23 protein-coding genes are annotated in these 21,631 nt (G+C 58.0%); 12 read left to right on the forward strand and 11 right to left on the reverse strand.

The genetic code is table 11. The annotated features are described in order from the left end of the window. Positions 1–9 precede the first annotated feature (9 nt). Positions 10–846: a class I SAM-dependent methyltransferase gene (locus tag ACR0M3_RS00170; RefSeq protein WP_480558643.1), complete on the forward strand. Its 837-nt coding sequence runs from the start codon at positions 10–12 to the stop codon at positions 844–846. Positions 847–864: 18 nt separating this feature from the next. Beyond that, complete coding sequence (preA, locus tag ACR0M3_RS00175; protein ID WP_480481342.1) at positions 865–2,169, forward strand: NAD-dependent dihydropyrimidine dehydrogenase subunit PreA; 1,305 nt, start codon at positions 865–867, stop codon at positions 2,167–2,169. A gap of 47 nt (positions 2,170–2,216) precedes the next feature. On the opposite strand, the gene ACR0M3_RS00180 is transcribed toward preA, so the two are convergent. Continuing rightward, complete coding sequence (locus ACR0M3_RS00180) at positions 2,217–2,825, reverse strand: TetR family transcriptional regulator C-terminal domain-containing protein (RefSeq protein WP_209504191.1); 609 nt, start codon at positions 2,823–2,825, stop codon at positions 2,217–2,219. A gap of 172 nt (positions 2,826–2,997) precedes the next feature. Between ACR0M3_RS00180 and ACR0M3_RS00185 the strand changes: the two genes are divergently transcribed. The 10 genes from ACR0M3_RS00185 to ACR0M3_RS00230 all read left to right on the forward strand — a co-directional run bounded on the left by ACR0M3_RS00185 (position 2,998) and on the right by ACR0M3_RS00230 (position 12,321). Then, entirely contained in the window at positions 2,998–4,248 is a 1,251-nt protein-coding gene (locus tag ACR0M3_RS00185) for a Zn-dependent hydrolase (protein WP_480493380.1), read from the forward strand. Between the two features lie 90 nt (positions 4,249–4,338). Beyond that, on the forward strand, positions 4,339–5,793 hold the full coding sequence (gene hydA / locus ACR0M3_RS00190; RefSeq protein WP_209595938.1) for a dihydropyrimidinase: 1,455 nt from the start codon (positions 4,339–4,341) through the stop codon (positions 5,791–5,793). Positions 5,794–5,847: 54 nt separating this feature from the next. Beyond that, entirely contained in the window at positions 5,848–6,645 is a 798-nt protein-coding gene (locus tag ACR0M3_RS00195; RefSeq protein ID WP_209595940.1) for an ABC transporter ATP-binding protein, read from the forward strand. Continuing rightward, complete coding sequence (locus ACR0M3_RS00200; protein WP_480909134.1) at positions 6,635–7,078, forward strand: N-acetyltransferase family protein; 444 nt, start codon at positions 6,635–6,637, stop codon at positions 7,076–7,078. Before ACR0M3_RS00195 ends, ACR0M3_RS00200 begins: the two co-directional genes overlap by 11 nt. Next, the gene (locus ACR0M3_RS00205; protein WP_480565157.1) at positions 7,075–7,992 is read left to right on the forward strand and encodes an ABC transporter permease; all 918 of its coding nucleotides are present in this window, start codon (positions 7,075–7,077) and stop codon (positions 7,990–7,992) included. Before ACR0M3_RS00200 ends, ACR0M3_RS00205 begins: the two co-directional genes overlap by 4 nt. Beyond that, entirely contained in the window at positions 7,989–8,834 is an 846-nt protein-coding gene (locus tag ACR0M3_RS00210; protein WP_480909137.1) for an ABC transporter permease, read from the forward strand. Before ACR0M3_RS00205 ends, ACR0M3_RS00210 begins: the two co-directional genes overlap by 4 nt. 61 nt (positions 8,835–8,895) lie before the next feature. After that, the gene (locus ACR0M3_RS00215; RefSeq protein WP_480476654.1) at positions 8,896–9,885 is read left to right on the forward strand and encodes an ABC transporter substrate-binding protein; all 990 of its coding nucleotides are present in this window, start codon (positions 8,896–8,898) and stop codon (positions 9,883–9,885) included. A gap of 159 nt (positions 9,886–10,044) precedes the next feature. After that, positions 10,045–10,758 carry an ABC transporter permease gene (locus ACR0M3_RS00220; protein ID WP_480909139.1) on the forward strand — a complete coding sequence of 238 codons (714 nt, stop codon included), beginning with the start codon at positions 10,045–10,047 and terminating at the stop codon, positions 10,756–10,758. Further along, positions 10,751–11,485, forward strand: coding sequence for an ATP-binding cassette domain-containing protein (locus tag ACR0M3_RS00225; protein ID WP_480909141.1), 735 nt, complete (start codon positions 10,751–10,753; stop codon positions 11,483–11,485). The genes ACR0M3_RS00220 and ACR0M3_RS00225 overlap by 8 nt, the downstream gene beginning before the upstream one ends. 20 nt (positions 11,486–11,505) lie before the next feature. Next, positions 11,506–12,321 carry an ABC transporter substrate-binding protein gene (locus ACR0M3_RS00230; protein WP_480909144.1) on the forward strand — a complete coding sequence of 272 codons (816 nt, stop codon included), beginning with the start codon at positions 11,506–11,508 and terminating at the stop codon, positions 12,319–12,321. Between the two features lie 64 nt (positions 12,322–12,385). On the opposite strand, the gene ACR0M3_RS00235 is transcribed toward ACR0M3_RS00230, so the two are convergent. The 10 genes from ACR0M3_RS00235 to ACR0M3_RS00280 all read right to left on the reverse strand — a co-directional run bounded on the left by ACR0M3_RS00235 (position 12,386) and on the right by ACR0M3_RS00280 (position 21,537). Continuing rightward, positions 12,386–13,258, reverse strand: a complete 873-nt coding sequence (locus tag ACR0M3_RS00235) for a helix-turn-helix transcriptional regulator (RefSeq protein ID WP_267365570.1) — start codon at positions 13,256–13,258, stop codon at positions 12,386–12,388. Then, complete coding sequence (locus ACR0M3_RS00240) at positions 13,259–13,384, reverse strand: hypothetical protein (protein WP_267365569.1); 126 nt, start codon at positions 13,382–13,384, stop codon at positions 13,259–13,261. 13 nt (positions 13,385–13,397) lie between these two features. Continuing rightward, on the reverse strand, positions 13,398–14,660 hold the full coding sequence (locus ACR0M3_RS00245; protein WP_480869163.1) for a c-type cytochrome: 1,263 nt from the start codon (positions 14,658–14,660) through the stop codon (positions 13,398–13,400). After that, complete coding sequence (locus ACR0M3_RS00250; protein ID WP_480565140.1) at positions 14,661–15,863, reverse strand: formate dehydrogenase subunit gamma; 1,203 nt, start codon at positions 15,861–15,863, stop codon at positions 14,661–14,663. 75 nt (positions 15,864–15,938) lie between these two features. Then, positions 15,939–16,532 carry a formate dehydrogenase FDH3 subunit beta gene (fdh3B, locus tag ACR0M3_RS00255; protein WP_209504177.1) on the reverse strand — a complete coding sequence of 198 codons (594 nt, stop codon included), beginning with the start codon at positions 16,530–16,532 and terminating at the stop codon, positions 15,939–15,941. Positions 16,533–16,544: 12 nt separating this feature from the next. After that, the gene (locus ACR0M3_RS00260; protein ID WP_267365565.1) at positions 16,545–19,439 is read right to left on the reverse strand and encodes a formate dehydrogenase subunit alpha; all 2,895 of its coding nucleotides are present in this window, start codon (positions 19,437–19,439) and stop codon (positions 16,545–16,547) included. Positions 19,440–19,544: 105 nt separating this feature from the next. Then, positions 19,545–19,733 carry a ubiquinol-cytochrome c reductase iron-sulfur subunit N-terminal domain-containing protein gene (locus ACR0M3_RS00265; RefSeq protein WP_209504175.1) on the reverse strand — a complete coding sequence of 63 codons (189 nt, stop codon included), beginning with the start codon at positions 19,731–19,733 and terminating at the stop codon, positions 19,545–19,547. A 61-nt stretch (positions 19,734–19,794) separates the two neighbouring features. Then, complete coding sequence (locus ACR0M3_RS00270) at positions 19,795–20,406, reverse strand: TorD/DmsD family molecular chaperone (RefSeq protein ID WP_480909146.1); 612 nt, start codon at positions 20,404–20,406, stop codon at positions 19,795–19,797. A gap of 4 nt (positions 20,407–20,410) precedes the next feature. After that, complete coding sequence (locus tag ACR0M3_RS00275) at positions 20,411–20,986, reverse strand: DUF3306 domain-containing protein (RefSeq protein WP_480909149.1); 576 nt, start codon at positions 20,984–20,986, stop codon at positions 20,411–20,413. Next, positions 20,983–21,537, reverse strand: coding sequence for a DUF3305 domain-containing protein (locus ACR0M3_RS00280; RefSeq protein ID WP_267365561.1), 555 nt, complete (start codon positions 21,535–21,537; stop codon positions 20,983–20,985). The genes ACR0M3_RS00275 and ACR0M3_RS00280 overlap by 4 nt, the downstream gene beginning before the upstream one ends. Between the last annotated feature and the right edge of the window lie 94 nt (positions 21,538–21,631).

Consider the following 21,631-nt stretch of genomic DNA (forward strand, 5'->3'; position numbering starts at 1 on the left):
GGTATTCCCATGTCCCAGATCGAACAAGCCGTAGCGCAACACTACACCACCGGAGCACTGACCGACCGCGTCCGCGCGGCGCTTGAGGCCAGCGGTATCGATCCGGATGCGGCCACGGTCGCAGACCTGAAAGCAGGGGACGAGTTCCATACGGGCGGCGTTCTGGCGACCAACAACCTGTTTGCGCAGTTGTCGCCGACCCATGCGACCCGTGTTCTGGATGTCGGATGCGGTATCGGCGGGACCTCTCGCTATGTCGTGGATCGCTATGACTCGACAGTAACAGGCGTCGATCTGACACCGGAATTCGTTGAAACCGCCAAGGTGCTCAGCGATATGGTCGGGCATTCCTCGAAAACCAGCTTTCATGTGGGCAGCGCATTGGACATGCCGGTGCCGGATGCTGGGTTCGACCTGGCCGTCATGATGCATGTGGGCATGAACATAAAGGACAAGGCCGGGCTGTTCGCCGAAGTGTCGCGGGCGCTGGCCAAGGGCGGTACTTTTGCCCTGTTCGATGTGATGGCCGGAGACGTGGACGAGCCGCTGGCTTTCCCTCTGCCGTGGTCCACTGTTGCCGAAACCTCGTTCGTGGATGCGCCGGATGTTTACAAGTCTGCGGCAAGCGCCGCGGGTCTTGAACTGGTGACAGAAACGGATCGCACCGAATTCGCGATACAGTTCTTCGAGGACGTCTTTGCAAAGATTGCCAAATCCGGCCCGGCACCGCTGGGCATTCACCTGATGATGGGCGAGACGGCACCCGAAAAGTTCCAGAACTACGTCAAAAACCTCAAGGCCGGGCGCATACGTCCGACCGAAATGATATTCAAAAAATCCGGCTGAGCCGGGAAGGGAGAAGCCATGGCCGATCTGACGACTAACTTTCTGGGCATTTCCAGCCCCAACCCTTACTGGCTTGCCTCTGCGCCGCCGACGGACAAGGAATACAATGTTCGTCGCGCGTTTGAGGCCGGTTGGGGCGGTGTTGTGTGGAAGACGCTGGGGTCCGAGGGACCGCCGGTCGTAAATGTGAACGGCCCGCGGTATGGCGCGATTTACGGTGCCGACCGCCGTTTGCTGGGACTGAACAATATCGAACTGATCACCGACCGCCCGCTTGAGGTGAACCTCGAGGAAATGGCGCGGGTCAAGGCCGACTATCCGGATCGCGCCCTGATCGCTTCGATCATGGTGCCCTGCGAGGAAGAAGCCTGGAAAGCCATTCTACCGCGCGTGGCCGAAACCGGCGCGGACGGAATCGAACTGAACTTCGGTTGCCCGCACGGGATGAGCGAGCGCGGTATGGGGTCCGCCGTAGGGCAGGTGCCGGAATATATCGAGATGGTCACGCGTTGGTGCAAGCAATACTATGACCGTCCGGTCATCGTGAAACTGACACCGAATATCACCGATATCCGGAAACCTGCGGCGGCGGCCAGAAATGGTGGCGCGGATGCGGTGTCGCTTATCAATACGATCAATTCGATCACCAGCGTCAATCTGGATACGTTCAGCCCGGAACCCTCGATCGATGGCAAGGGCAGCCACGGAGGATATTGCGGCCCTGCCGTGAAGCCGATCGCCCTGTCGATGGTGTCCGAAATCGCTCGGGCCGAGGCGACGCATGGCATGCCAATCTCGGGCATCGGGGGTGTCACCACGTGGCGTGATGCGGCCGAGTTTATCTCGCTGGGATGTGGCACGGTGCAGGTCTGTACCGCTGCGATGACCTATGGGTTCAAGATCATTGATGAATTGACGGCAGGTCTGTCGGAATGGATGGATGAAAAGGGGTATACCAGCATTGATGAGGTGATCGGGCGCGCGGTGCCCAATGTCACCGATTGGCAATACCTGAACCTGAACTACATCGCCAAAGCCAAGATCGATCAGGACCAGTGCATCAAATGCGGCCGATGCTATGCCGCCTGTGAAGATACCAGCCATCAGGCGATTTCAATGTCGGATGACCGTGTGTTCGAGGTGATGGATGACGAATGCGTCGCCTGTAACCTCTGCGTTGATGTCTGCCCGGTGGAAGGCTGTATTTCGATGGTGCCGATGGCGGCGGGTGAAATCGATCCGCGCACCGGGAAAGAGGTTCAGCCGACCTATGCGAACTGGACCACGCACCCGAACAATCCGATGGCCAAAGCAGCGGAATGATCGAGACAGGGAATATCCCTGAGGGGCCGCTGACGCGGCCCCTGCATTCATGGCGTCAGAAGCTTTCGGTACAGCGTATCGACAAAGGGTTCTGCACCCTCAAACGGGTTTTCGTCACCCAGAATAGCCCGCACCTGAACGTCGAAATCGGCATAATGCTGCGTCAGCGCCCAGATCGAAAACATCAGATGATAAGGGTGCAACCGCGCGATTTTGCCCTGATCCATCCAATTGGTGAGAATGGTGACCTTTTCGTCAACCAGTTGTTTGAGATCATTGGACAAAGCGTCGTGAATGCGGGGCGCTCCTTGCACAAGCTCATTGGCAAAAAGGCGGCTTTCCCGTGGTAGCTCCTGACTCATTTGCAGTTTCCGGCGAATATAGGCCAGCATTTCCTCCATCGGATCACCGGTCTCATCCAGATCGTGCAGGGGCGCCAGCCAGGTTTCCAGCAAGCCCGAAAGCAATTCGGTGTGGATCGCTTCTTTCGACGCGAAATAGTAGAGGAGATTGGGTTTGCTCAACCCCGCCTCGGCAGCAATCTGATCTACGGTCGCCCCACGAAACCCGTGTGCGGAAAACACATTCAGGGCAGCCTCGAGAATCGCGGCTCGGTTCTTCTTCTGGATACGAGTCGGTGCGCGGTCTTTCGGCATGATTTCAGTGTGTCTCTTTTTTCGTCGGATAGGCACGGATTACACTGAAATTTCAGGCTTTGCCGCGCAATTTCTTGACTGATACCGAACCCGTGATAGCGTGAGTTTGACCAGTTGGTCAAATCAAGACACCAATAGCGAGCAAAATCGCAAGCAAACAGGGAATAAGACAATGGCAGCTCCGGCGCAGAATCTCAGGATCAATGGCGACAGGTTGTGGGACAGCCTGATGGAGATGGCCAAGATCGGTCCCGGTGTTGCGGGGGGGAATAACCGGCAAACTCTGACTGACGAGGATGCCGAAGGCCGCGCCTTGTTCCAGAAATGGTGTGAAGAGGCTGGATGCACCATGGGGCTGGACCAGATGGGCAACATGTTTGCGCATCGTGAGGGCACCGACCCGGACGCTTTGCCGGTCTATGTGGGATCGCACCTGGATACGCAGCCGACCGGTGGAAAATATGACGGTGTGCTGGGCGTTCTGGGCGGGTTGGAAATTATCCGAACGCTCAACGATCTCGGGATCAAGACAAGACATCCCATCGTGGCGACCAACTGGACCAACGAGGAAGGGACGCGATATGCGCCTGCCATGCTGTCGTCCGGTGTCTTTGCAGGAATGCACACGCAGGACTGGGCGTATGACCGTGAAGATGCCGAGGGTAAGAAATTCGGGGATGAACTGAACCGGATCGGTTGGCGCGGCGAAGAAGAAGTCGGCGCGCGCAAGATGCGCGCTTTCTTTGAGTTGCATATCGAACAGGGCCCGATCCTTGAAGCCGAAGGCAAGGATATCGGCGTCGTTACCCACGGTCAGGGTCTGAGCTGGACACAGATCACGGTGACCGGAAAGGATGCCCATACCGGTTCGACCCCGATGCCGATGCGCAAGAATGCCGGGCTGGCGATGGCGCGCATTCTTGAGAAAGTGGACGAAATCGCCTGGTCTCATGCGCCGCATGCGGTTGGTGCGGCGGGTCATATTGACGTTTTCCCGAACTCGCGAAACGTGATCCCCGGAAAAGTCGTTTTCACGGTCGATTTCCGCTCGCCTGAGCTGGAGGTGATCACCGACATGGAAAACCGTCTGCGGGTGGCGGCGGAAGATATTGTCGAAGAAATGGGCCTGCAGATCGAATTCGAGAAAGTCGGCGGTTTTGATCCGGTTAAATTCGACGACGATTGCGTGTCCGCCGTGCGCGATGCGGCTGAAAGGTTGGGCTATTCGCATACCAACATCATCTCGGGCGCGGGGCATGATGCCTGCTGGATCAACCGTGTGGCCCCGACCGCCATGGTCATGTGCCCCTGTGTCGACGGGCTGAGCCATAATGAGGCTGAAGAGATCAGCAAGGATTGGGCGGCAGCCGGGGCAGATGTCCTGCTACATGCCGTGGTCGAGACTGCTGAAATCGTGGAATAGGGGGCGCTGCCCCCGTCGCCCAAGGGCGACTCCCCCGGGATATTTTGGCCAGATGAAGCAAGCGGCGCAGACCGCATCAGGGAGTTCAAAATGAGTACTGTTATTAAAAACGGAACCGTTGTCACCGCGGATTTGTCATACAAGGCGGATGTATTGGTCGAAGGCGGCGTCATCACCGGGATCGGGATGGGTCTGAAAGGGGATAACGAGCTGGACGCGACCGGCTGTTATGTGATGCCCGGTGGGATTGATCCGCATACCCATCTGGAAATGCCGTTCATGGGCACCTATTCCAGCGATGATTTTGAAAGCGGTACACGGGCGGCCCTGGCAGGGGGCACGACGATGGTTGTTGACTTCGCGCTGCCCAATCCGGGCGAAAGCCTGCTGGATGCCCTGAAGCGCTGGGACAACAAATCGACACGGGCGAATTGCGATTATTCGTTCCACATGGCGGTGACATGGTGGGGGGAACAGGTATTTGATGACCTCAAGACCGTGATTGAGACGCGCGGCATCAACACCTTCAAACATTTCATGGCCTATAAAGGCGCGCTGATGGTGAATGATGATGAGCTTTATGCCTCGTTCAGGCGTTTGGCCGAACTGGGCGGCATCGCAATGGTGCATGCCGAGAACGGAGACGTCGTTGCCGAACTGAGCGCCAAGCTGCTGGCCGAGGGGAACTCTGGCCCCGAAGCGCATGCCTATTCCCGACCGCCGCAAGTAGAGGGTGAGGCCACCAACCGGGCCATCATGATCGCTGATATGGCGGGGGTGCCGCTATATGTTGTTCATACATCCTGCGAAGAATCTCATGAAGCCATTCGTCGGGCCCGAATGCAGGGCAAGAGAGTGTGGGGCGAACCGTTGATTCAGCATCTGACTCTGGATGAAAGCGAATATTTCAATCAGGATTGGGACCACGCCGCGCGGCGGGTCATGAGCCCCCCGTTCCGCAATAAGCAGCATCAGGACAGCTTGTGGAATGGCCTGCAATCAGGATCGCTGAGTGTTGTGGCAACCGACCATTGCGCCTTTACGACCGAACAGAAACGCTTTGGAGTTGGGGATTTCACCAAGATCCCGAACGGGACCGGCGGTCTGGAAGATCGGATGCCGATGCTGTGGACGCACGGTGTGAATACCGGACGCCTGACGCCCAATGAATTTGTTGCAGTGACTTCAACAAACATCGCCAAGATACTGAATTGCTATCCGAAAAAAGGCGCGATCCTTGTTGGGGCGGATGCAGATATCGTAGTGTGGGATCCTGAAAAAACGAAAACGATCACAGCCAGTACGCAGCAATCTTCGATCGACTACAACGTGTTTGAGGGCAAAGAGGTCAAAGGCCTGCCGCGCTTTACGCTGACCCGCGGACAGGTTGCGGTACATGATGGTGAAATCCGCACGCAGGAAGGCCATGGCGAGTTCGTTGCGCGCGAGGCAAATACGACCGTCAACAAGGCTTTGAGCGCGTGGAAAGAACTAACCGCCCCTCGGCCAGTTGAGCGGACAGGTATCCCGGCGACGGGGGTTTGATCCGTTGGGCCGCTGTCTGGGCGGCCCCGGCACCACTCTTTTCAAGGCAGTAGAATGACCACTGAAAGCACGACCCAGCACGTCATCGAAGCAAGGCAGCTTGACCTCACCTTTCAAACCAATGACGGGCCTGTTCACGCGTTGAAAGACGTGAACCTGACGATCGACAAGGGTGAATTTGTTAGTTTCATAGGCCCCTCGGGCTGTGGGAAAACCACTTTCCTGCGCTGTATTGCGGCCTTGGAGACACCGACCGGCGGGTCGCTGACTGTCAACGGAATGACAGCGGACGAAGCACGGCGGAACAGGGCCTATGGGTATGTCTTTCAGGCAGCGGGCCTTTATCCCTGGCGCACCATAGCAAAGAACATCAAGTTGCCGCTTGAGATCATGGGCTATTCCGCATCCGAGCAGGAGGAAAGGGTGAGAAAAGTCCTGGAACTGGTTGATCTTGAAGGATTTGGAGGAAAGTTTCCCTGGCAGTTATCCGGTGGGATGCAGCAGCGCGCCAGCATCGCCCGGGCTTTGGCCTTTGATGCTGATATCTTGTTGATGGATGAGCCGTTCGGCGCTTTGGATGAGATTGTGCGAGACCACTTGAACGAGCAGCTTCTGGCGCTTTGGGCCAGAACAGAAAAGACCATCGGCTTCGTGACGCATTCGATTCCCGAAGCCGTATATCTGAGCACCAAAATTGTCGTGATGAGCCCGCGGCCGGGGCGGATTACGGATGTGATCGACAGCCCTCTGCCAAAGGAACGGCCGTTGGACATTCGTGACACTCCGGAATTCATCGAAGTGGCCCATCGTGTTCGCGACGGGTTGCGGGCGGGGCATTCTTATGACGACTGATCCGGGGGCAGAAACCATCAGACGGGCCGTGGTAAGTGACGTGCCGGCTTGTGCCCGCGTGATTTACAACTGGGCCTGGCAGACGGCCTGGATGCCTGATGAATTGCCGGTGGAGGAATTGGCGACCCTGATCCACGAAGCGTTCGACAGTCGCGAGATCTGGGTCGCGGGTGATCCGGTTGATTGCTACATGTCCATAGATCCGGCGCAGTGTAAAATCGGTGCGTTGTATTGCAGCCGGACGGGGCAGGGAATTGGCAAGCGTTTCGTTGCCAAGGCGAAGCAGGGTCGGACCCATCTTTGGCTGACAACACACAAACCCAATCAGGCGGCGCAGAGGTTTTACCGCCGTGAAGGGTTCGAGGTAACTGCCGAAGAACCACCCGTACCGCCGAATACAGTGCCCGTCTATCGAATGGAGTGGCACGCATGAAGCAGATCATTGCCGTTTTCACCGTCGTCGCCGTGATCGTTCTGTTTTGGTATGTCGCTTGCGTTCCGATGAACATCAAAGGGGTTTTGACCGAGCTTGAACGTGGCGGTGCCGAGGTTCAGCCACCCACCGCAAGTGCGCGCCGGGATCTGGGAGAGTTCGGTCTGGTTCTGAATAATTCGTTCGCGATTCCAGCAACTTGGGAGCAAGGCAAGCCCCGTTTGCCATCACCTCATCAGGTGGCGATTGAACTGTGGGATACAACTGTTCTGAAGAAAATCAACTCGAAGAGATCGCTGATCTTTCATGGGTGGGTGACACTCAGCGCTACGATGCTGGGCTTTGTCATCGGGACCGGGCTGGGTGTCCTGTTGGCCGTTGGGATCGTGCATAGCCGCGTGATGGATTTGTCGGTCATGCCATGGGCTATCGTTAGCCAGACGATCCCGATTATCGCTTTGGCACCGATGATTATCGTGGTTCTTTACTCGGTCGGGGTTCAGGGGATCATTCCCAAGGCGATCATCTCAGCGTATCTGAGTTTTTTCCCGGTGGTCGTCGGCATGGTGAAAGGGTTGCGCAGCCCTGACGCAATGCAACTTGACCTGTTGCGGACTTATAATGCCAGCCAATCGCAGGGGTTTTGGAAACTGCGCCTGCCGGCGTCGATGCCATACCTGTTCACCTCGTTGAAGATCGGTATCGCGGCGTCGTTGGTCGGCGCAATCGTGGGTGAGCTGCCGACAGGCGCTGTCGCAGGATTGGGTGCTCGGTTGCTGGCAGGCAGTTACTATGGTCAAACCGTGCAGATATGGTCAGCGCTGTTTGCTGCGGCCATTCTGGCTGCCTGCCTGGTCGGTTTGCTGGGATTGATTGAACGGTCGGTTCTGAAGCGGATGGGGATGGCGCAATGATGTTGGTTGTCTTTGCTTTGCTGCTGTGGGCTTTCGGCTGGTGGTTGAACAGCCGATTGGCCAGTGGCCCGCAAGCCGACAGCCAGATGGTACGCTTTCTGGCATCGGTGATTTTTGGTCTGACCATTGTTGGAGCCTGGGAGCTGGTGGTCCGTGGGCTTGAAGTGCCGCTGGTCATTCTACCGGCACCGTCTGCCATAGCGGTGCGATTTGCAGGTAGCCTTGACATTCTTTGGGCCGACTTTGTTCAGACGATCCTGAAAGGGGCGCTCAGCGGATATGTCATCGGCTGTGGATCGGCCTTCCTTTTGGCGATTGCCGTCGATCGGTGGGATTTCCTGCGTTTGGGGCTATTGCCAGTGGGAAATTTCGTCGCGGCTTTGCCCATTGTGGGAACGGCACCCATTCTGGTCATGTGGTTCGGGTTTGATTGGCATTCCAAAGCGGCGGTGGTCGTTGTGATGGTGTTCTTTCCGATGCTGGTCAATACCGTGGCCGGTCTGCGCGAGGCCACCGCAATGCAGCGTGACTTGATGGAAACCTATGCTGCAAGCTATTGGCAGAGCTTTCTGAAGCTGCGGCTGCCTGCGGCGATGCCTTTCATTTTCAACGGGTTGAAGATTTCGACAACTTTGGCTTTGATTGGCGCCATCGTGGCGGAATTCTTCGGATCGCCAACGCTCGGTATGGGATTTCGGATTTCCACCAGCGTCGGTCAATTGTCGTTGGACATGGTCTGGGCCGAAATCGTTGTTGCCGCTATCGCGGGTACGGCCTTTTATGGCCTGGTGGCGGGAATCGAAAAAGTGGTGACGTTCTGGCACCCCTCACAACGCGGATAAGACGAAGAAAATCAACAGACCCTGAAAATCGGGGCGCAACAAGCAACTAGGAGAAATGAAGATGAACAAGCTATTCAGCGGGGCGGTTGCCGCCTTTGGTCTGGCAGCCAGTACGGCGCTGGCGGCGGATGAAGTGACACTGCAACTGAAATGGGTCACGCAAGCACAATTCGCGGGCTACTACGTTGCCAAGGACAAGGGCTTTTACGAGGAAGAAGGGCTGGACGTTACCATTCTGCCCGGTGGGCCTGACATCGCTCCGACACAGGTGATTGCGGGCGGCGGTGCTGATGTGACCGTTGAATGGATGCCTGCCGCTCTGGCCGCACGTGAAAAAGGGTTGCCGTTGGTGAACATCGCCCAGCCGTTCAAAAGCTCGGGCATGATGCTGACCTGCTGGAAAGATGCCGGTATTTCGTCGCCTGAGGACCTGAAGAACCGCACTCTGGGTGTCTGGTTCTTTGGCAATGAGTTCCCGTTCATGAGCTGGATGAGCCAGTTGGGCATCAGCACTGATGGGAAAGGCGACAACGGTGTGGAAGTTCTGAAACAGGGCTTCAACGTCGATCCGCTGCTGCAACGTCAGGCGGATTGCATCAGCACCATGACCTACAATGAATACTGGCAGGTCATCGATGCCGGTGTCAGCCCGGATGAACTGGTAACCTTCAAATACGAAGACCAGGGTGTCGCGACGCTGGAAGATGGTCTTTACGTTCTGGAAGAAAATCTCAGCGATGCGGCCTTCACCGACAAGATGCAGCGGTTTGTTCGAGCCTCGATGAAAGGTTGGAAATACGCCGAAGAGAACCCCGACGAAGCGGCGGATATCGTGCTGGAGAACGATGCAACGGGTGCGCAGACGGAAGAACATCAGAAACGCATGATGGGTGAGATCGCCAAGTTGACCGCAGGTTCGAACGGCGCGCTGGACCCGGCGGATTTTGATCGCACCGTTGGTACCCTGCTGGCCGGAGGTTCTGACCCGGTGATCACCAAGACACCTGAAGGGGCCTGGACGCACCAGATTACGGACGCTGCTCTGAACTGACGCTAACCGTTAGTTTGAAGGTCAAAAGCGCGGTCCCAATCGGGGCCGCGTTTCGCATTCGTGGTGTCGGAATTGTGTCTGTACTTGGCACCGATATAAAGTAGTATTTCCCTGTAAACTTACGCGTTTTTATACGAAGGGTCGACTATAGGGAATAAAATGCAGGAATTTTCATCAGAATTCAGCGCTGCGATTGCCTTGATCCTTGGGGGAGATTCTGAGCTGTGGGCAATTGTGCTGTTGTCTCTGAAAGTGTCCGTATTTGCGGTGCTGGTTTCTGCTCTGATCGGAATGCCCGTGGGGGCTGCGTTGGCCGTCGCCCGGTTCCCCGGCCGCCGGATGCTGATCGTCCTGACGAATGCACTGATGGGGTTTCCACCGGTTGTCGTGGGCCTGCTGGTCTATCTGATGCTGTCCCGTTCGGGCCCCTTGGGGGTGCTTGAGCTTTTGTACACTCCGACCGCCATGATCATCGCGCAGGTGGTGTTGGTCACTCCCATTGTCGCGGCTCTGACGCGACAGGTTGTTGAAATGTTGGCTGAGGAATATTCTGAACAGCTGCGGTCCTTGGGCGTGTCACGGCTGGCCTCGGTTCCGGTTTTGTTGTGGGATGCGCGACTGGCACTTGTCACGGCCCTGCTTGCCGGTTTCGGACGCGCCATTGCCGAGGTGGGCGCGGTTATCATCGTTGGCGGAAACATCAATCATGTGACCCGCGTGATGACCACAACCATTGCGCTTGAAACGTCGAAGGGAAATCTGTCGCTGGCACTGGCGCTGGGGGCGATCCTGATCGGGATTGCAATTGCCGTAAACGCGATGGTCAGCGCGGTCAGTTTGCGGGCCGAACAGGAGGGGTTGCGCCATGCGTGACGTGATCTGTGACATGTCGAACTGTCTGACGGTTGAAAATGTGCAAATTCGCAGCAACGGCAAGGTTTTGCTGGATGTTCCTTCATTGATTCTGGATGGTCCAGGGCCGACGTTGCTTCTTGGCCCCAACGGTGCGGGAAAAAGTCTGTTGCTACGGTGCTTGCATGGCCTGATCTCGCCGGATCGCGGGCGGGTGGTGCAGGACGGAAACCCTCTGGGCGCCGCGCAGAAAACGCGCCAAGCCATGGTATTTCAGAGACCGGTTCTGTTGCGACGGTCTGTTGCTGCAAACCTGGGCTTTGTCCTCAAGCGTCAGGGCATGGGGCGAGCGGCGAGAAAGGCACGTATCATCGAGTTGCTGGCCGAAGGCGGGCTGGAGGGGAAGGCCTGGCAATCTGCCCGGTCGCTCTCAGGGGGCGAGGCCCAGAGGCTGGCCATTTTGCGTGCCTTGGCGCTGGAGCCCGAAACACTGTTTCTGGACGAACCGACCAGCGCCCTTGATCCCGGCGCAACACAGATGATCGAACGTATGGTTCTGCGCGCCTCGGCGCGGGGTGTACGGATCGTGATGGTCACACATGATATTGGCCAGGCCCGTCGTTTGGCGTCGGATGTGGTCATGATGCAGGGCGGTCATGTGGTTGAACACGGCCCCGCAAAGCAGGTTTTGGATACCCCCGAAAGCGAAGCATCGCGTCGCTACCTCGCGGGTGGATTGGTTACCTAAAAGATAAAACGGAGAAAATGATGTTCCGCGCAATACTTCGGGCAGCGGTGATAGCCTTTGGTCTGTCGGCAAATGCGGCCTTGGCAGAGACACCGTTCATTGTCGTGCAGTCTACGACATCCACCCAGAATTCGGGGCTGTTGGACTATATTCTGCCGTGGTTCGAGGCCGAGTCGGGCATTGACGTGCGCGTTGTGGCCGTAGGAACCGGTCAGGCAATCCGCAATGCCGTCAATGGTGACGGAGACGTCCTGCTGGTTCACGCCAAATCCGCCGAAGAGAAATTCGTCGCTGATGGATATGGCATGGAACGGAAGGACCTGATGTATAACGATTTTGTATTGGTGGGCCCCAAGGCAGATCCCGCCGGAATTCGCGGTGGTGCCGACATTCTGAGCGCTCTTACAGCGATTGCAAAGGCTGAAGCCCCGTTTGCGTCGCGCGGTGATGACAGCGGAACGCACAAGGCCGAGCTGCGGCATTGGTCGGCTGCGGGGCTGGACCCAACCGGCGCGTCCGGCAGTTGGTATCGGGAAACCGGTTCAGGTATGGGGGCGACGCTGAACGTTGCCAGCGGCATGGACGCGTACACTCTGACAGATCGGGCGACGTGGCTGTCCTTTGGTAACAGAGGCAATCTTGAGATCCTGGTCGAAGGCGACCCGCGTCTGTTCAACCAATATGGTGTGATCCTCGTGAATCCTGAAAAGCATCCGCATGTACGGGCGGCCGCTGGTCAGCGTTTCATCGACTGGTTGACCGGGCCCGACGGGCAGCAGGCGATCGCCTCTTTCCGGCTGGACGGTCAGCAGGTGTTTTTCCCCAATGCGCATTAAGCTGGCCTGCGGCCAGCCCCTGCGGGGCGAGTATTTTTGAAAAGATGAAGGCGCGGGTGGATTTTCACCCGCTGGCCCCATTGTGGTGGATCGTGCCAAGACCAGACAGGTCATAGCCGCCGAACTCGCGCGCCCGCTGGGCGAACTGACCCGAGCGCAACAGGGTTAGCAGTTTCTGTATCGGCGGATCGAAAAAGGCCCGACGCCAGATGGCAAGATCCAGCCGCTCGGAATGAGTGGGGACAAAACCCAAGTTGTAGAGACCGGCTAGGGCGCCAAGCCCAAAACCGGCCTCGGCCTTCCGGTCATGCAGGGCGATCGCAAGCTCTTCTTCTGTACGTGCGCAGCCGGGTCGAATGTCCAGATCATCCCGGCGCAGGCCGTGGGCGTCCAGTTGGGCGTCAAACAGGCGCTGGCTTGCCGCACTGTCCTGACGCAGTATGACGGTGCGTGACTTGAGGTCGTCAAAAGAATTGATGTCGGATATGCCCGGGGCAAGAAGCAATCCACGCTCACGTCGGGCGACTTCGTATAGGATCACCGGGGCTTCGCCCAAAGTGTCTTGCAGGGATTCCTTGTTGAATCCGCCATTTTCGTGGATGTGTAACACAGCGCCCTGCGCGCTGCGTTCACTGAGCCTGATCAGGCCATCAAAAGAACCGTCGTAATAGGTGGCCAGCCCCGACCCACTTTCACGCAGCGCCCAGTCCAGCAAGGGATCGTGGCTGCCTGCTATGATCGGGGGCAGGGGCGGTTCTGCGACCTGAGGGCCGGATCGCGACGCGTTGAGCCAGGCAATGATCTCGGCCCGCGGAAATAACAGCTTGCCCATGGCGCGCACACACGGCACCTCGCCTGACGAGGCAAGGTCATAAGCCTTCCGCTCGCCAATGCGCAGCAGATCGGCCAGTTCACGGGTGGTCAGATATTGCGCCATTCAGTCGAGGCGCACGGCGATGCCGGACGTAGTGTCAGCGGTGCTGAACCCGATCTGTTCCAGCACAAACGGGGCTGCGCCTGCAATAACGACCATCGTGGCGACGGCGGCAAGAAAGGCTTTCATGGGCTCCTCCGGTTCAGTTCCGGTCAGTTGTTGCGCGACGCAGAAAAGCGATAAGATCCTGGCGATCCTGTGCTTTGGCAATTCGCTGCATCGGCATTTTCGACCCCGGAATGTAGTGGTCTGGCCCCTCGTCGAAAAGGGCATTTATTGTCTCGTCATTCCAAATGATATCAGAGCCTTGCAATGTATCCGAGTACAAATATCCACGAACCGTGCCGGCCTGACGTCCAAATACACCGTGCAGGGTTGGGCCTGCACGTCGCGCGTTATCGGATGACAGGCTGTGACAGATCGAACATTTGCGCGCAAACTGGCGTTCCCCGTTGTCCATCTCATCAGGATTTTTCAGGAAACTCGGTTCTGTCGAGGCCATCTGGTGTTGGTCGGACAGAGCGTCCACAGGCCAGCTGTACATCGCCTCGTCAAGTCCGCCCGCATGGATGTTTTTACCGTCTTTGGAAAATGCCAAAGCCCAGACCGGACCGCGCAACGTGGCGCGAAAATCCTGTGCAATGCGCCAATCGACGGTGTCGATGACCATAATATACCCTTCGCCATCGCCTACGGCCAAAAGTTTCCGATCCGGGCTGAGCGCAAGGGCAAGGATCGGGCGGCGGTCCAGAGTGAAATCGCGCTCTTCACCGTTGGAAAGGTCAAGGATACGTGTGACACCGTCTACCGCACCATAAGCGAGCCAGTTGTCCTGTGCATTCAGCGCCAGTTCATTGATGCCGAACCCGTGCTCGACCAGACGCCTTGTTTCTTGCCCGCTGGACACATCCCATAAGCGCAAAGCGCCGTCGACGCCCGCCGAAAAAAGCTGCGTGCCGTCAGGTGAGAATGCGACCGCGTTTACGCCACTGCCGGTCGGTCCAAGCCGCGCGGGTTCTGTGCCATCGACAGGCCACAGGCCGATTGTTCCATCCCAGCTGGCCGTGGCAATAAGGGTTTCTGACGCGGCAAGGCCAACAATCTTCCCCTTGTGTCGGCCAATGATTTCACCGCTTGGCCATTTGCGCAGGGTGAAATCGTCTCCGGCAGAAAAGAAAGCGGAGCCGTTGAACGCGACTGCGTTCACGGCGGCCTCGTGCCCTTCGAACCAATTTGGCGTTTGCCCGGTCCAAAGACCCACAGAGTTATCGAAACTGGCTGTTGCGATGCGACCGTCTGGCGCGGTGGCGATGCCCATGATGGGGCCGCCATGCCCTTTCAGCGTGAAGAATTCTGCCACGGCGGGCAGGGGCACTAGCGCCAGCGCCAGAACCAGCCCACGCATCTATTCAGCGGGTGAGGCGGCTGCTTTGCCAGCCTCTTTTTCCTGCACCTCTTCCAGCCAGAGCGAGTGATGCTCGCGCGCCCATTGTTCTTCGACCTCTCCGGTTCCCATGGCGTCAAACGCGCCCTCCATCCCGACCGAGCCGAGATAGATATGCGCGACGATGATCGCGATGAACACATAGGCAATCATGACATGCCAGACTTGGGCGAATTGCATCTCTTCCTGCGGTGACATCTGCACCGGCAAGGTCAGACCCAGCGCCTGCGGAATACCCGTGGCGTTTGCGACCGAGAAGGTCTTGGCGAACAGGGGCATCTCGAACGGGAACAGCAGTGACAAGCCGGACAGGCTGATCGACACGCCCAGCAGGATGCAGGCCCAGAAGATGATCTTTTGCCCCGCATTAAATTTCCGGGCGGGCGGGTGGTTGCCCTTGGTGAACAGGCCCCCGCCAGCGGCCAGCCATTTCAGGTCAGTGCGGTTGGGGATGTTATGAGCAATCCAGTTCACCGTGACGATGATCAGACCCAGCATGAAAGCCCAGGCCAGATTATTATGCAGCCACTTGCAGCCCTGTGCGATGGTGGCGAAACCTTCCTTGCCGAAGATCGGGATCAGGAAGTCGCGACCATAGAGCGTAAGCAAACCAGTAATGCCGAGGATCAGGAACGATCCAGCAAACAGCCAATGGCCAAAACGTTCAATCCCGTTGAAACGGGTGACCGTTCGGCCTGTTTTCTCTCCATCGATGCGGATTTTCCCACGGATCAGGAAGAACAGCAGAATGATGCCCAGCATCCCGGCGATGATGTAAGTGCCATATTCGCGCAGCGGTCCGCTGCGGAAGTTCAGCCACCACATGCCGCCATCCTGTATCAACACGCTTGCAGCGGGGCCGTTTGACGATACGGTCACATTGGCCGAGCCATAGCGCAACGCACGATATACATCACTGTCCGACGCGACACCACGGGTGCCAAGCTGACCCATCAGACCCTCGACATTGCTCTGGCCGGTATTGCCGGAGCGATATCCGTTATCCACCTGCTCACCACGTTGCCGGGCGAGAATATCTTCAAGGGTCGTCGCTCCGCCGGTTCCCGCCCTTTCAGGCGTGGCGTTGCTGTCATCGGTCGTTTGGGCGGCTGCCGAAAAGGTCAGTCCAAGGGTGAACAGAAAAGCGATGAGAAAGCGGAGCATCTGAACCTCGGTCAAATTCCAAGATCGGACAACCCGCGCCGAGCGGGTTGTCCATTGCTTTGTGCAGACAGCGGCTTAGCCGTCTTTCTGGTCGTAGGCAGTACCCCAACCCCAGGCGCCCGAGCCGAAACCGCGCGCCACGACGCGTTCACGGTAAACAGCCGACACCACGTCGCCGTCACCGGCAAGCAGGGCCTTGGTGGAGCACATTTCGGCGCAGATGGGCAGTTTGCCCTCGGCGATCCGGTTGCGACCATATTTGGCGAACTCTGCGGTCGAGTGGTTTTCTTCGGGACCACCGGCGCAGAAGGTGCATTTGTCCATCTTGCCGCGTGAACCGAAATTGCCTGCCTGCGGGTATTGCGGCGCGCCAAACGGGCATGCGTAAAAGCAATAACCGCAACCGATGCACAGGTCCTTGGAGTGCAGGACAACACCTTCTTCGTTCTGGTAGAAGCAGTCGACCGGGCACACCGCCATGCAGGGCGCATCCGAACAATGCATACAGGCCACCGAGATCGAGCGTTCGCCCGGATTGCCGTCATTGATCGTCACCACCCTGCGGCGGTTGATACCCCAGGGTACCTCATGCTCGTTCTTGCACGCGGTTACGCAGGCGTTGCATTCGATGCAGCGTTCAGCGTCGCAGAGAAACTTTGCTCTAGCCATTAATCGTCCTCCTTACGCTGCCGAGATCTTGCAGAGAGTACACTTGGTCTCCTGCATCTGGGTCACTGAATCATAGCCATAAGTCTGGGCGGTGTTGGAACTTTCGCCCAGAACATAGGGGTCAGCACCGGCGGGGTATTTGTGCCGCAAGTCCTCGCCCTGGAAATGGCCGCCAAAGTGGAAAGGCATGAAGGCGACACCGGCACCGACCCGATTGGTCAGCATCGCCATCACCTTGACCTTACCGCCTTCCGGACCTTCGACCCAGACCTGTTGCCCGTCCCGAATGCCAAGGTTGTTGGCATCGCGCGGATTGATCTCGACGAACATGTCCTGCTGAAGTTCAGCAAGCCATGGGTTAGACCGGCTTTCCTCGCCGCCGCCTTCATATTCAACCAGACGACCTGACGTCAGGATTATCGGGTAATCCTTTGAAAAGTCGTTCTTTTGGATCGAAGCATAAAGGGTGGGCAGGCGATAGGCGTGCCGGTCTTCGTAGGTTGGATAGTCCACCACCAGATCACGCCGGTTCGTATAAAGCGGCTCGCGATGCAGTGGGATCGGATCCGGGAAGGTCCAGACGACCGCGCGGGCCTTGGCGTTCCCGAAGGGCGCACAGCCATGCTTGATCGCCACCCGCTGGATACCGCCCGAAAGGTCGGTTTTCCAGTTGGTCTCGGGGCCTGCAACGGCATCGATTGCAGCGCGTTCTTCAGCCGTCAGGTCACCGTCCCAGCCAAGGTCCATCAGCATCTGCATCGTGAATTCAGGGTATCCGTCCTGAATTTCTGATCCAACGCTATAGACCCCTTCGGCCAGCAGGTTGTCGCCATCGCGTTCCACTCCGAACCTGGCGCGGAAGGTCAGGCCGCCTTCGGCCACCGGTTTGGACATGTCATAGAGGTTCGGAGTCCCCGTATGACCCATCTCAGCGGTTCCCCAGCACGGCCAGGGCAGACCATAATATTCGCCGTCGTTTGGTCCACCAATGGCTTGCAGCGTGGTTCGGTCGAACGTGTGCTGATTGGCCATATGGCTTTTCAAGCGCTCCGGCGACTGCCCGGTATATCCAATGGTCCAGAGGCCTGAGTTGAATTCACGCGTGATGCTTTCAACATTCGGGGTCTCGGGGTCTTCCATCTCGATATTGCGGAACAGGCGATCCGCCCAACCGAACTTATTGGCGAACTTGGCCATGATGACCTCGTCCGGCAGGCTTTCGAACAGCGGATCAACCACCTTGTCACGCCACTGCAACGAGCGGTTTGACGCGGTGACCGAGCCACGGGTTTCGAACTGCGTACAGGCGGGCAAAAGGTAGACGCCATCGGTGCGGTCATGCAGAACGGCCGAGACAGTGGGATACGGGTCAATCACGACCAGCATGTCCAGCTTTTCCATTGCCGTTTTCATTTCCGGACCCCGTGTTTGCGAGTTCGGCGCGTGACCCCACAGAACCATGGCACGGACATTGTTGTCCTGATCCATGTTCGCAGGATCTTCCAGAACACCGTCGATCCAGCGAGAGACCGGGATACCGCTTTCATTCATCAGCGGTTTGTCCTTGCCGTCTTTGCCCTTGATCGTGGCGAACTGGCCCTTCAGCCAATCCAGGTCTTCACCCCAGACGCGGCTCCAGTGACCCCATGCGCCCGCAGACAGGCCGTAATAGCCGGGCAGGGTGTGGGACAACACACCAAGGTCTGTCGCGCCCTGCACGTTGTCGTGGCCGCGGAAGATATTGGTGCCACCACCCGAGGTACCCATGTTGCCCAGCGCAAGCTGAAGCACGCAATAGGCGCGGGTGTTGTTGTTGCCGTTGGTGTGCTGCGTGCCGCCCATGCACCAGATGACCGTGCCGGGGCGGTTGTTGGCCATTGTTCGGGCAACACGTTTCAGTTGCGAGCCAGGCACGCCAGTGACGCGTTCTGTTTCTTCAGGCGTCCATTTGGCCACCTCATCCTGAATCTGGTCCATACCCCAGACACGGGTGCGGATGAACTCTTTATCCTCCCAACCGTTGTCGAAGATGTGCCACAGGATACCCCAGATCAGCGCAACGTCTGTACCCGGGCGGAAACGGACATATTCATCCGCATGGGCCGCGGTGCGCGTAAATCGCGGGTCGCAGACGATCAGCGGTGCGTTGTTCTGCTCTTTCGCGCGCAGAACGTGCAGCAGAGAGACAGGGTGCGCCTCGGCCGGGTTGCCGCCGATGATGAAGATGGCGCGCGAGTTGTGGATGTCGTTATACGAATTGGTCATGGCGCCGTAGCCCCATGTATTCGCAACACCCGCAACAGTGGTCGAGTGACAGATACGGGCCTGATGATCCACGTTGTTCGTGCCCCAGTAGGCAGCGAATTTGCGGAACAGATAGGCCTGTTCGTTATTGTGTTTTGCTGAGCCCAGCCAATACACGCTGTCGGGCCCGGATTCTTCGCGGATCGACATCATGCCGTCGCCGATCTCGTTGATCGCCTCTTCCCAGCTGATGCGCTTCCACTCGCCGCCTTCCTTCTTCATCGGATATTTCAGGCGGCGCTCGCCATGGGCGTGCTCGCGAACCGAAGCCCCCTTGGCACAATGTGCACCCAGGTTGAACGGGCTGTCCCAGCCGGGTTCCTGCCCGACCCAGACACCGTTCTGTACTTCGGCAACGACGGTACAGCCGACCGAACAGTGGGTGCATACGGATTTGATGTTTTCGACGGCCTGATTGGCCGCTGTCTGGGCACTGGCTGGCGTCACGGTTCCACCTGTGGCGCTGATCGCGGCAAGGCCGCCGATCGTCAGGCCCGAGCCACGCAGGAATGCGCGGCGATCGACGGTTTTCTCGCCGACCTGGGACAGGATACTTGTCCGCTGGGGGCGTCTCGCAACCCCGTTGGTCTTTTTCCTAAGCATGTCTTTCCTCCCTTGCGCGCCGTGTCAGCCACGGCTGGCTTGGTACTGCTGAAACCGACGTCAGGGCCAATCGCAACCGTCTGCCGGGTGTGAAAGCGTCCGGTCCTAGAACCGGGTGCTCTCGATGTAGGCGCGTGTATGCGCAGTATCCTGAATGCGGGTTTCGTCGGTCGGCAGCGCGGCGGCTTCGGCCTTCCCGGTCAGGCTGGCGGCGGCAACGGCAGCAGGTGCTGCGGTTCCGGCCAGTTTGAGGAAGTCACGGCGGGTGGCGCCTTCTTCCTTGGTCTTGCTCATGGGAACCTCCTTTCCCAATTGCAGTGTAACGCCCGTTTGGGCGCTGGCGAATGACAGCGGTTCACGCTGTCGTCATCCGGAACGCTTCGCGCTCGATCTCCATGAACACCCGACCGGCAGTGCCGACGGATGCATAAAGAACCGAGTTCTCGGCTGCTTCCAAATCCGAATAGAAATGCGTGGCCCACGGGCCGATATGCTTGCTCCAGAATGCCTTTTGGTCATCCAGGGATGCCGGGCTGCCAAAACGCCCGACGATCATTCCGGCCATCATCTCCATCAATGAGGCGATGTTATCTTCGGGCTCGAATACGTTCTGGGCACGTGTGATCCCGCGAACCGCCATGTCATTGCGCAGCTGAGCCAAGGGTTTCTCGTTCAGGAAGCCCGTCAGGTAGAAACTGGCGTAAGGCAGCAACTCACCCCGGCCCAATCCGATGAACAACGCATTGAATTCCCGTTCGGCAGCGGCTGGCTTGGTCACCTTGGCAACCCGCGCCATGGATTGAATGGCCTTGCCAAGATTCGTGTCATCTCCGACCAGACCAGCCATTTGGTTCAGCAACATCTGGTCTGGAGGACCTGCCAGTAACAGACCCAGAAAGTTATAGAAATCCGCGCGCAGGCGATCCTCGGCTGAAACATCCAGAGTGTGCGCGTCACTTGCGGTCATTCGGTCATCCTTCAAATTCAAATGTCATTCGACGTGGCGACGGGGAACGTTCGAGTTCTTCGGGCTCTTCTACCTGAACCACTGAAACCGGATCTGGGGCAGGGTCGGGGTCAACTGATACGACCTCTGGTTCTGTGAGCGTCTCAGCTTCGATTTCGTCTACTTCTGATTCTTGCGCGCCGGCGGCCAGTGCTTCGACATGCGCCAGCATGCCTTTTCCAACCTGATAGGCGGTTTGGATGTTTTCGATCACGCAGGCGGCATCGGTGTAGTCCTCGCCGTAATCAACCAGCCCGTCGACATTGGCCAGAACAGGGTTCAGCCGCCACAACCGCCGCAGGGCGCGGCGCCGCAGGCGATCAGGCACTGCCTTGGACATAAAGCCCGAAACATCATCGCCGGGTCCGAGGGTATCGGGATCGGGAAGGTTGAATTCAGCCAAAATCTCAGCGTCACTCTTTTCTTCAAGTTCGGCGTGATGGGCTGCGATCACCTGTTCTTCAAGGGCCAGCGCCTCGGCTTCAGCTTCGGCTTGAACGGCAGCCTTTCGGCGCGACCAGAAATCACGCCGCTCTGTCATTGCAGCACCCGTCTCGGGGCGCGGAAAACATCCGATGCCTGCCGGATACGCGCGTCGCCCTTACCATCCTCCACCAAATCGGTTCGCTTTCTGTCGCGACGGCGCTTGACGAACACTTCGTGCTGGTGATGTTTCAGGGTGAAATCCCGTACCCAGGCGATCAACCCTTCGGTCATTGGGATTTTCTCGACAATCTCTTCGCCGGTGTCCGCGTAATCCTGTCCCTGGAACGGAGAAGCGGTGATCAGAACTGCATTCAGGGGCGTGTCGCCCTTCAGCTCATTCCGCAGTACAAGATAGATCGAGGGCTGCCCGTCCGACAGGTTGACCAGGTAGGCTTCGGTCTCGTCCGCCCAGAGGGTCAGGGGAAGGGTGGCAGCGTGGTATTCGACAGCCTCGCCTTCGCGGCGCAGTTCCTGCCAATCGGCTGGCCCTGCACCGGGCAACACGGCGACCGCGCGCCAGTTCCAGCGGGCCCAACGTGTGACCCCGGGTGTTTTGCGCACAATGACGCCAACCGGCATGTCGATCTGGCTTGCGGCCTTGGCCACTGGATCCTCCCCGAAAGGCTCTCCCCTGCCTTTCCATGTCCACTATGGTACACAAAATAGCCACGTGCCAAGCCTGCGCTTTAATACTTTGGTC

The sequence above is a fragment of the Ruegeria sp. O5 genome, assembly GCF_056535105.1.

Coding starts and splice junctions, on each gene's coding strand:
- ACR0M3_RS00170 (WP_480558643.1), top strand. CDS start 10: ATGTCCCAGATCGAACAAGCCGTAGCGCAACACTACACCACCGGAGCA.
- ACR0M3_RS00220 (WP_480909139.1), top strand. CDS start 10,045: ATGCAGGAATTTTCATCAGAATTCAGCGCTGCGATTGCCTTGATCCTT.
- ACR0M3_RS00245 (WP_480869163.1), bottom strand. CDS start 14,660: ATGCGTGGGCTGGTTCTGGCGCTGGCGCTAGTGCCCCTGCCCGCCGTG.
- ACR0M3_RS00185 (WP_480493380.1), top strand. CDS start 2,998: ATGGCAGCTCCGGCGCAGAATCTCAGGATCAATGGCGACAGGTTGTGG.
- ACR0M3_RS00195 (WP_209595940.1), top strand. CDS start 5,848: ATGACCACTGAAAGCACGACCCAGCACGTCATCGAAGCAAGGCAGCTT.
- ACR0M3_RS00230 (WP_480909144.1), top strand. CDS start 11,506: ATGTTCCGCGCAATACTTCGGGCAGCGGTGATAGCCTTTGGTCTGTCG.
- ACR0M3_RS00250 (WP_480565140.1), bottom strand. CDS start 15,863: ATGCTCCGCTTTCTCATCGCTTTTCTGTTCACCCTTGGACTGACCTTT.
- ACR0M3_RS00205 (WP_480565157.1), top strand. CDS start 7,075: ATGAAGCAGATCATTGCCGTTTTCACCGTCGTCGCCGTGATCGTTCTG.
- ACR0M3_RS00235 (WP_267365570.1), bottom strand. CDS start 13,258: ATGGCGCAATATCTGACCACCCGTGAACTGGCCGATCTGCTGCGCATT.
- fdh3B (WP_209504177.1), bottom strand. CDS start 16,532: ATGGCTAGAGCAAAGTTTCTCTGCGACGCTGAACGCTGCATCGAATGC.
- ACR0M3_RS00275 (WP_480909149.1), bottom strand. CDS start 20,986: ATGACAGAGCGGCGTGATTTCTGGTCGCGCCGAAAGGCTGCCGTTCAA.
- ACR0M3_RS00260 (WP_267365565.1), bottom strand. CDS start 19,439: ATGCTTAGGAAAAAGACCAACGGGGTTGCGAGACGCCCCCAGCGGACA.
- preA (WP_480481342.1), top strand. CDS start 865: ATGGCCGATCTGACGACTAACTTTCTGGGCATTTCCAGCCCCAACCCT.
- ACR0M3_RS00240 (WP_267365569.1), bottom strand. CDS start 13,384: ATGAAAGCCTTTCTTGCCGCCGTCGCCACGATGGTCGTTATTGCAGGC.
- ACR0M3_RS00225 (WP_480909141.1), top strand. CDS start 10,751: ATGCGTGACGTGATCTGTGACATGTCGAACTGTCTGACGGTTGAAAAT.
- ACR0M3_RS00200 (WP_480909134.1), top strand. CDS start 6,635: ATGACGACTGATCCGGGGGCAGAAACCATCAGACGGGCCGTGGTAAGT.
- ACR0M3_RS00215 (WP_480476654.1), top strand. CDS start 8,896: ATGAACAAGCTATTCAGCGGGGCGGTTGCCGCCTTTGGTCTGGCAGCC.
- ACR0M3_RS00210 (WP_480909137.1), top strand. CDS start 7,989: ATGATGTTGGTTGTCTTTGCTTTGCTGCTGTGGGCTTTCGGCTGGTGG.
- hydA (WP_209595938.1), top strand. CDS start 4,339: ATGAGTACTGTTATTAAAAACGGAACCGTTGTCACCGCGGATTTGTCA.
- ACR0M3_RS00265 (WP_209504175.1), bottom strand. CDS start 19,733: ATGAGCAAGACCAAGGAAGAAGGCGCCACCCGCCGTGACTTCCTCAAA.
- ACR0M3_RS00180 (WP_209504191.1), bottom strand. CDS start 2,825: ATGCCGAAAGACCGCGCACCGACTCGTATCCAGAAGAAGAACCGAGCC.
- ACR0M3_RS00270 (WP_480909146.1), bottom strand. CDS start 20,406: ATGACCGCAAGTGACGCGCACACTCTGGATGTTTCAGCCGAGGATCGC.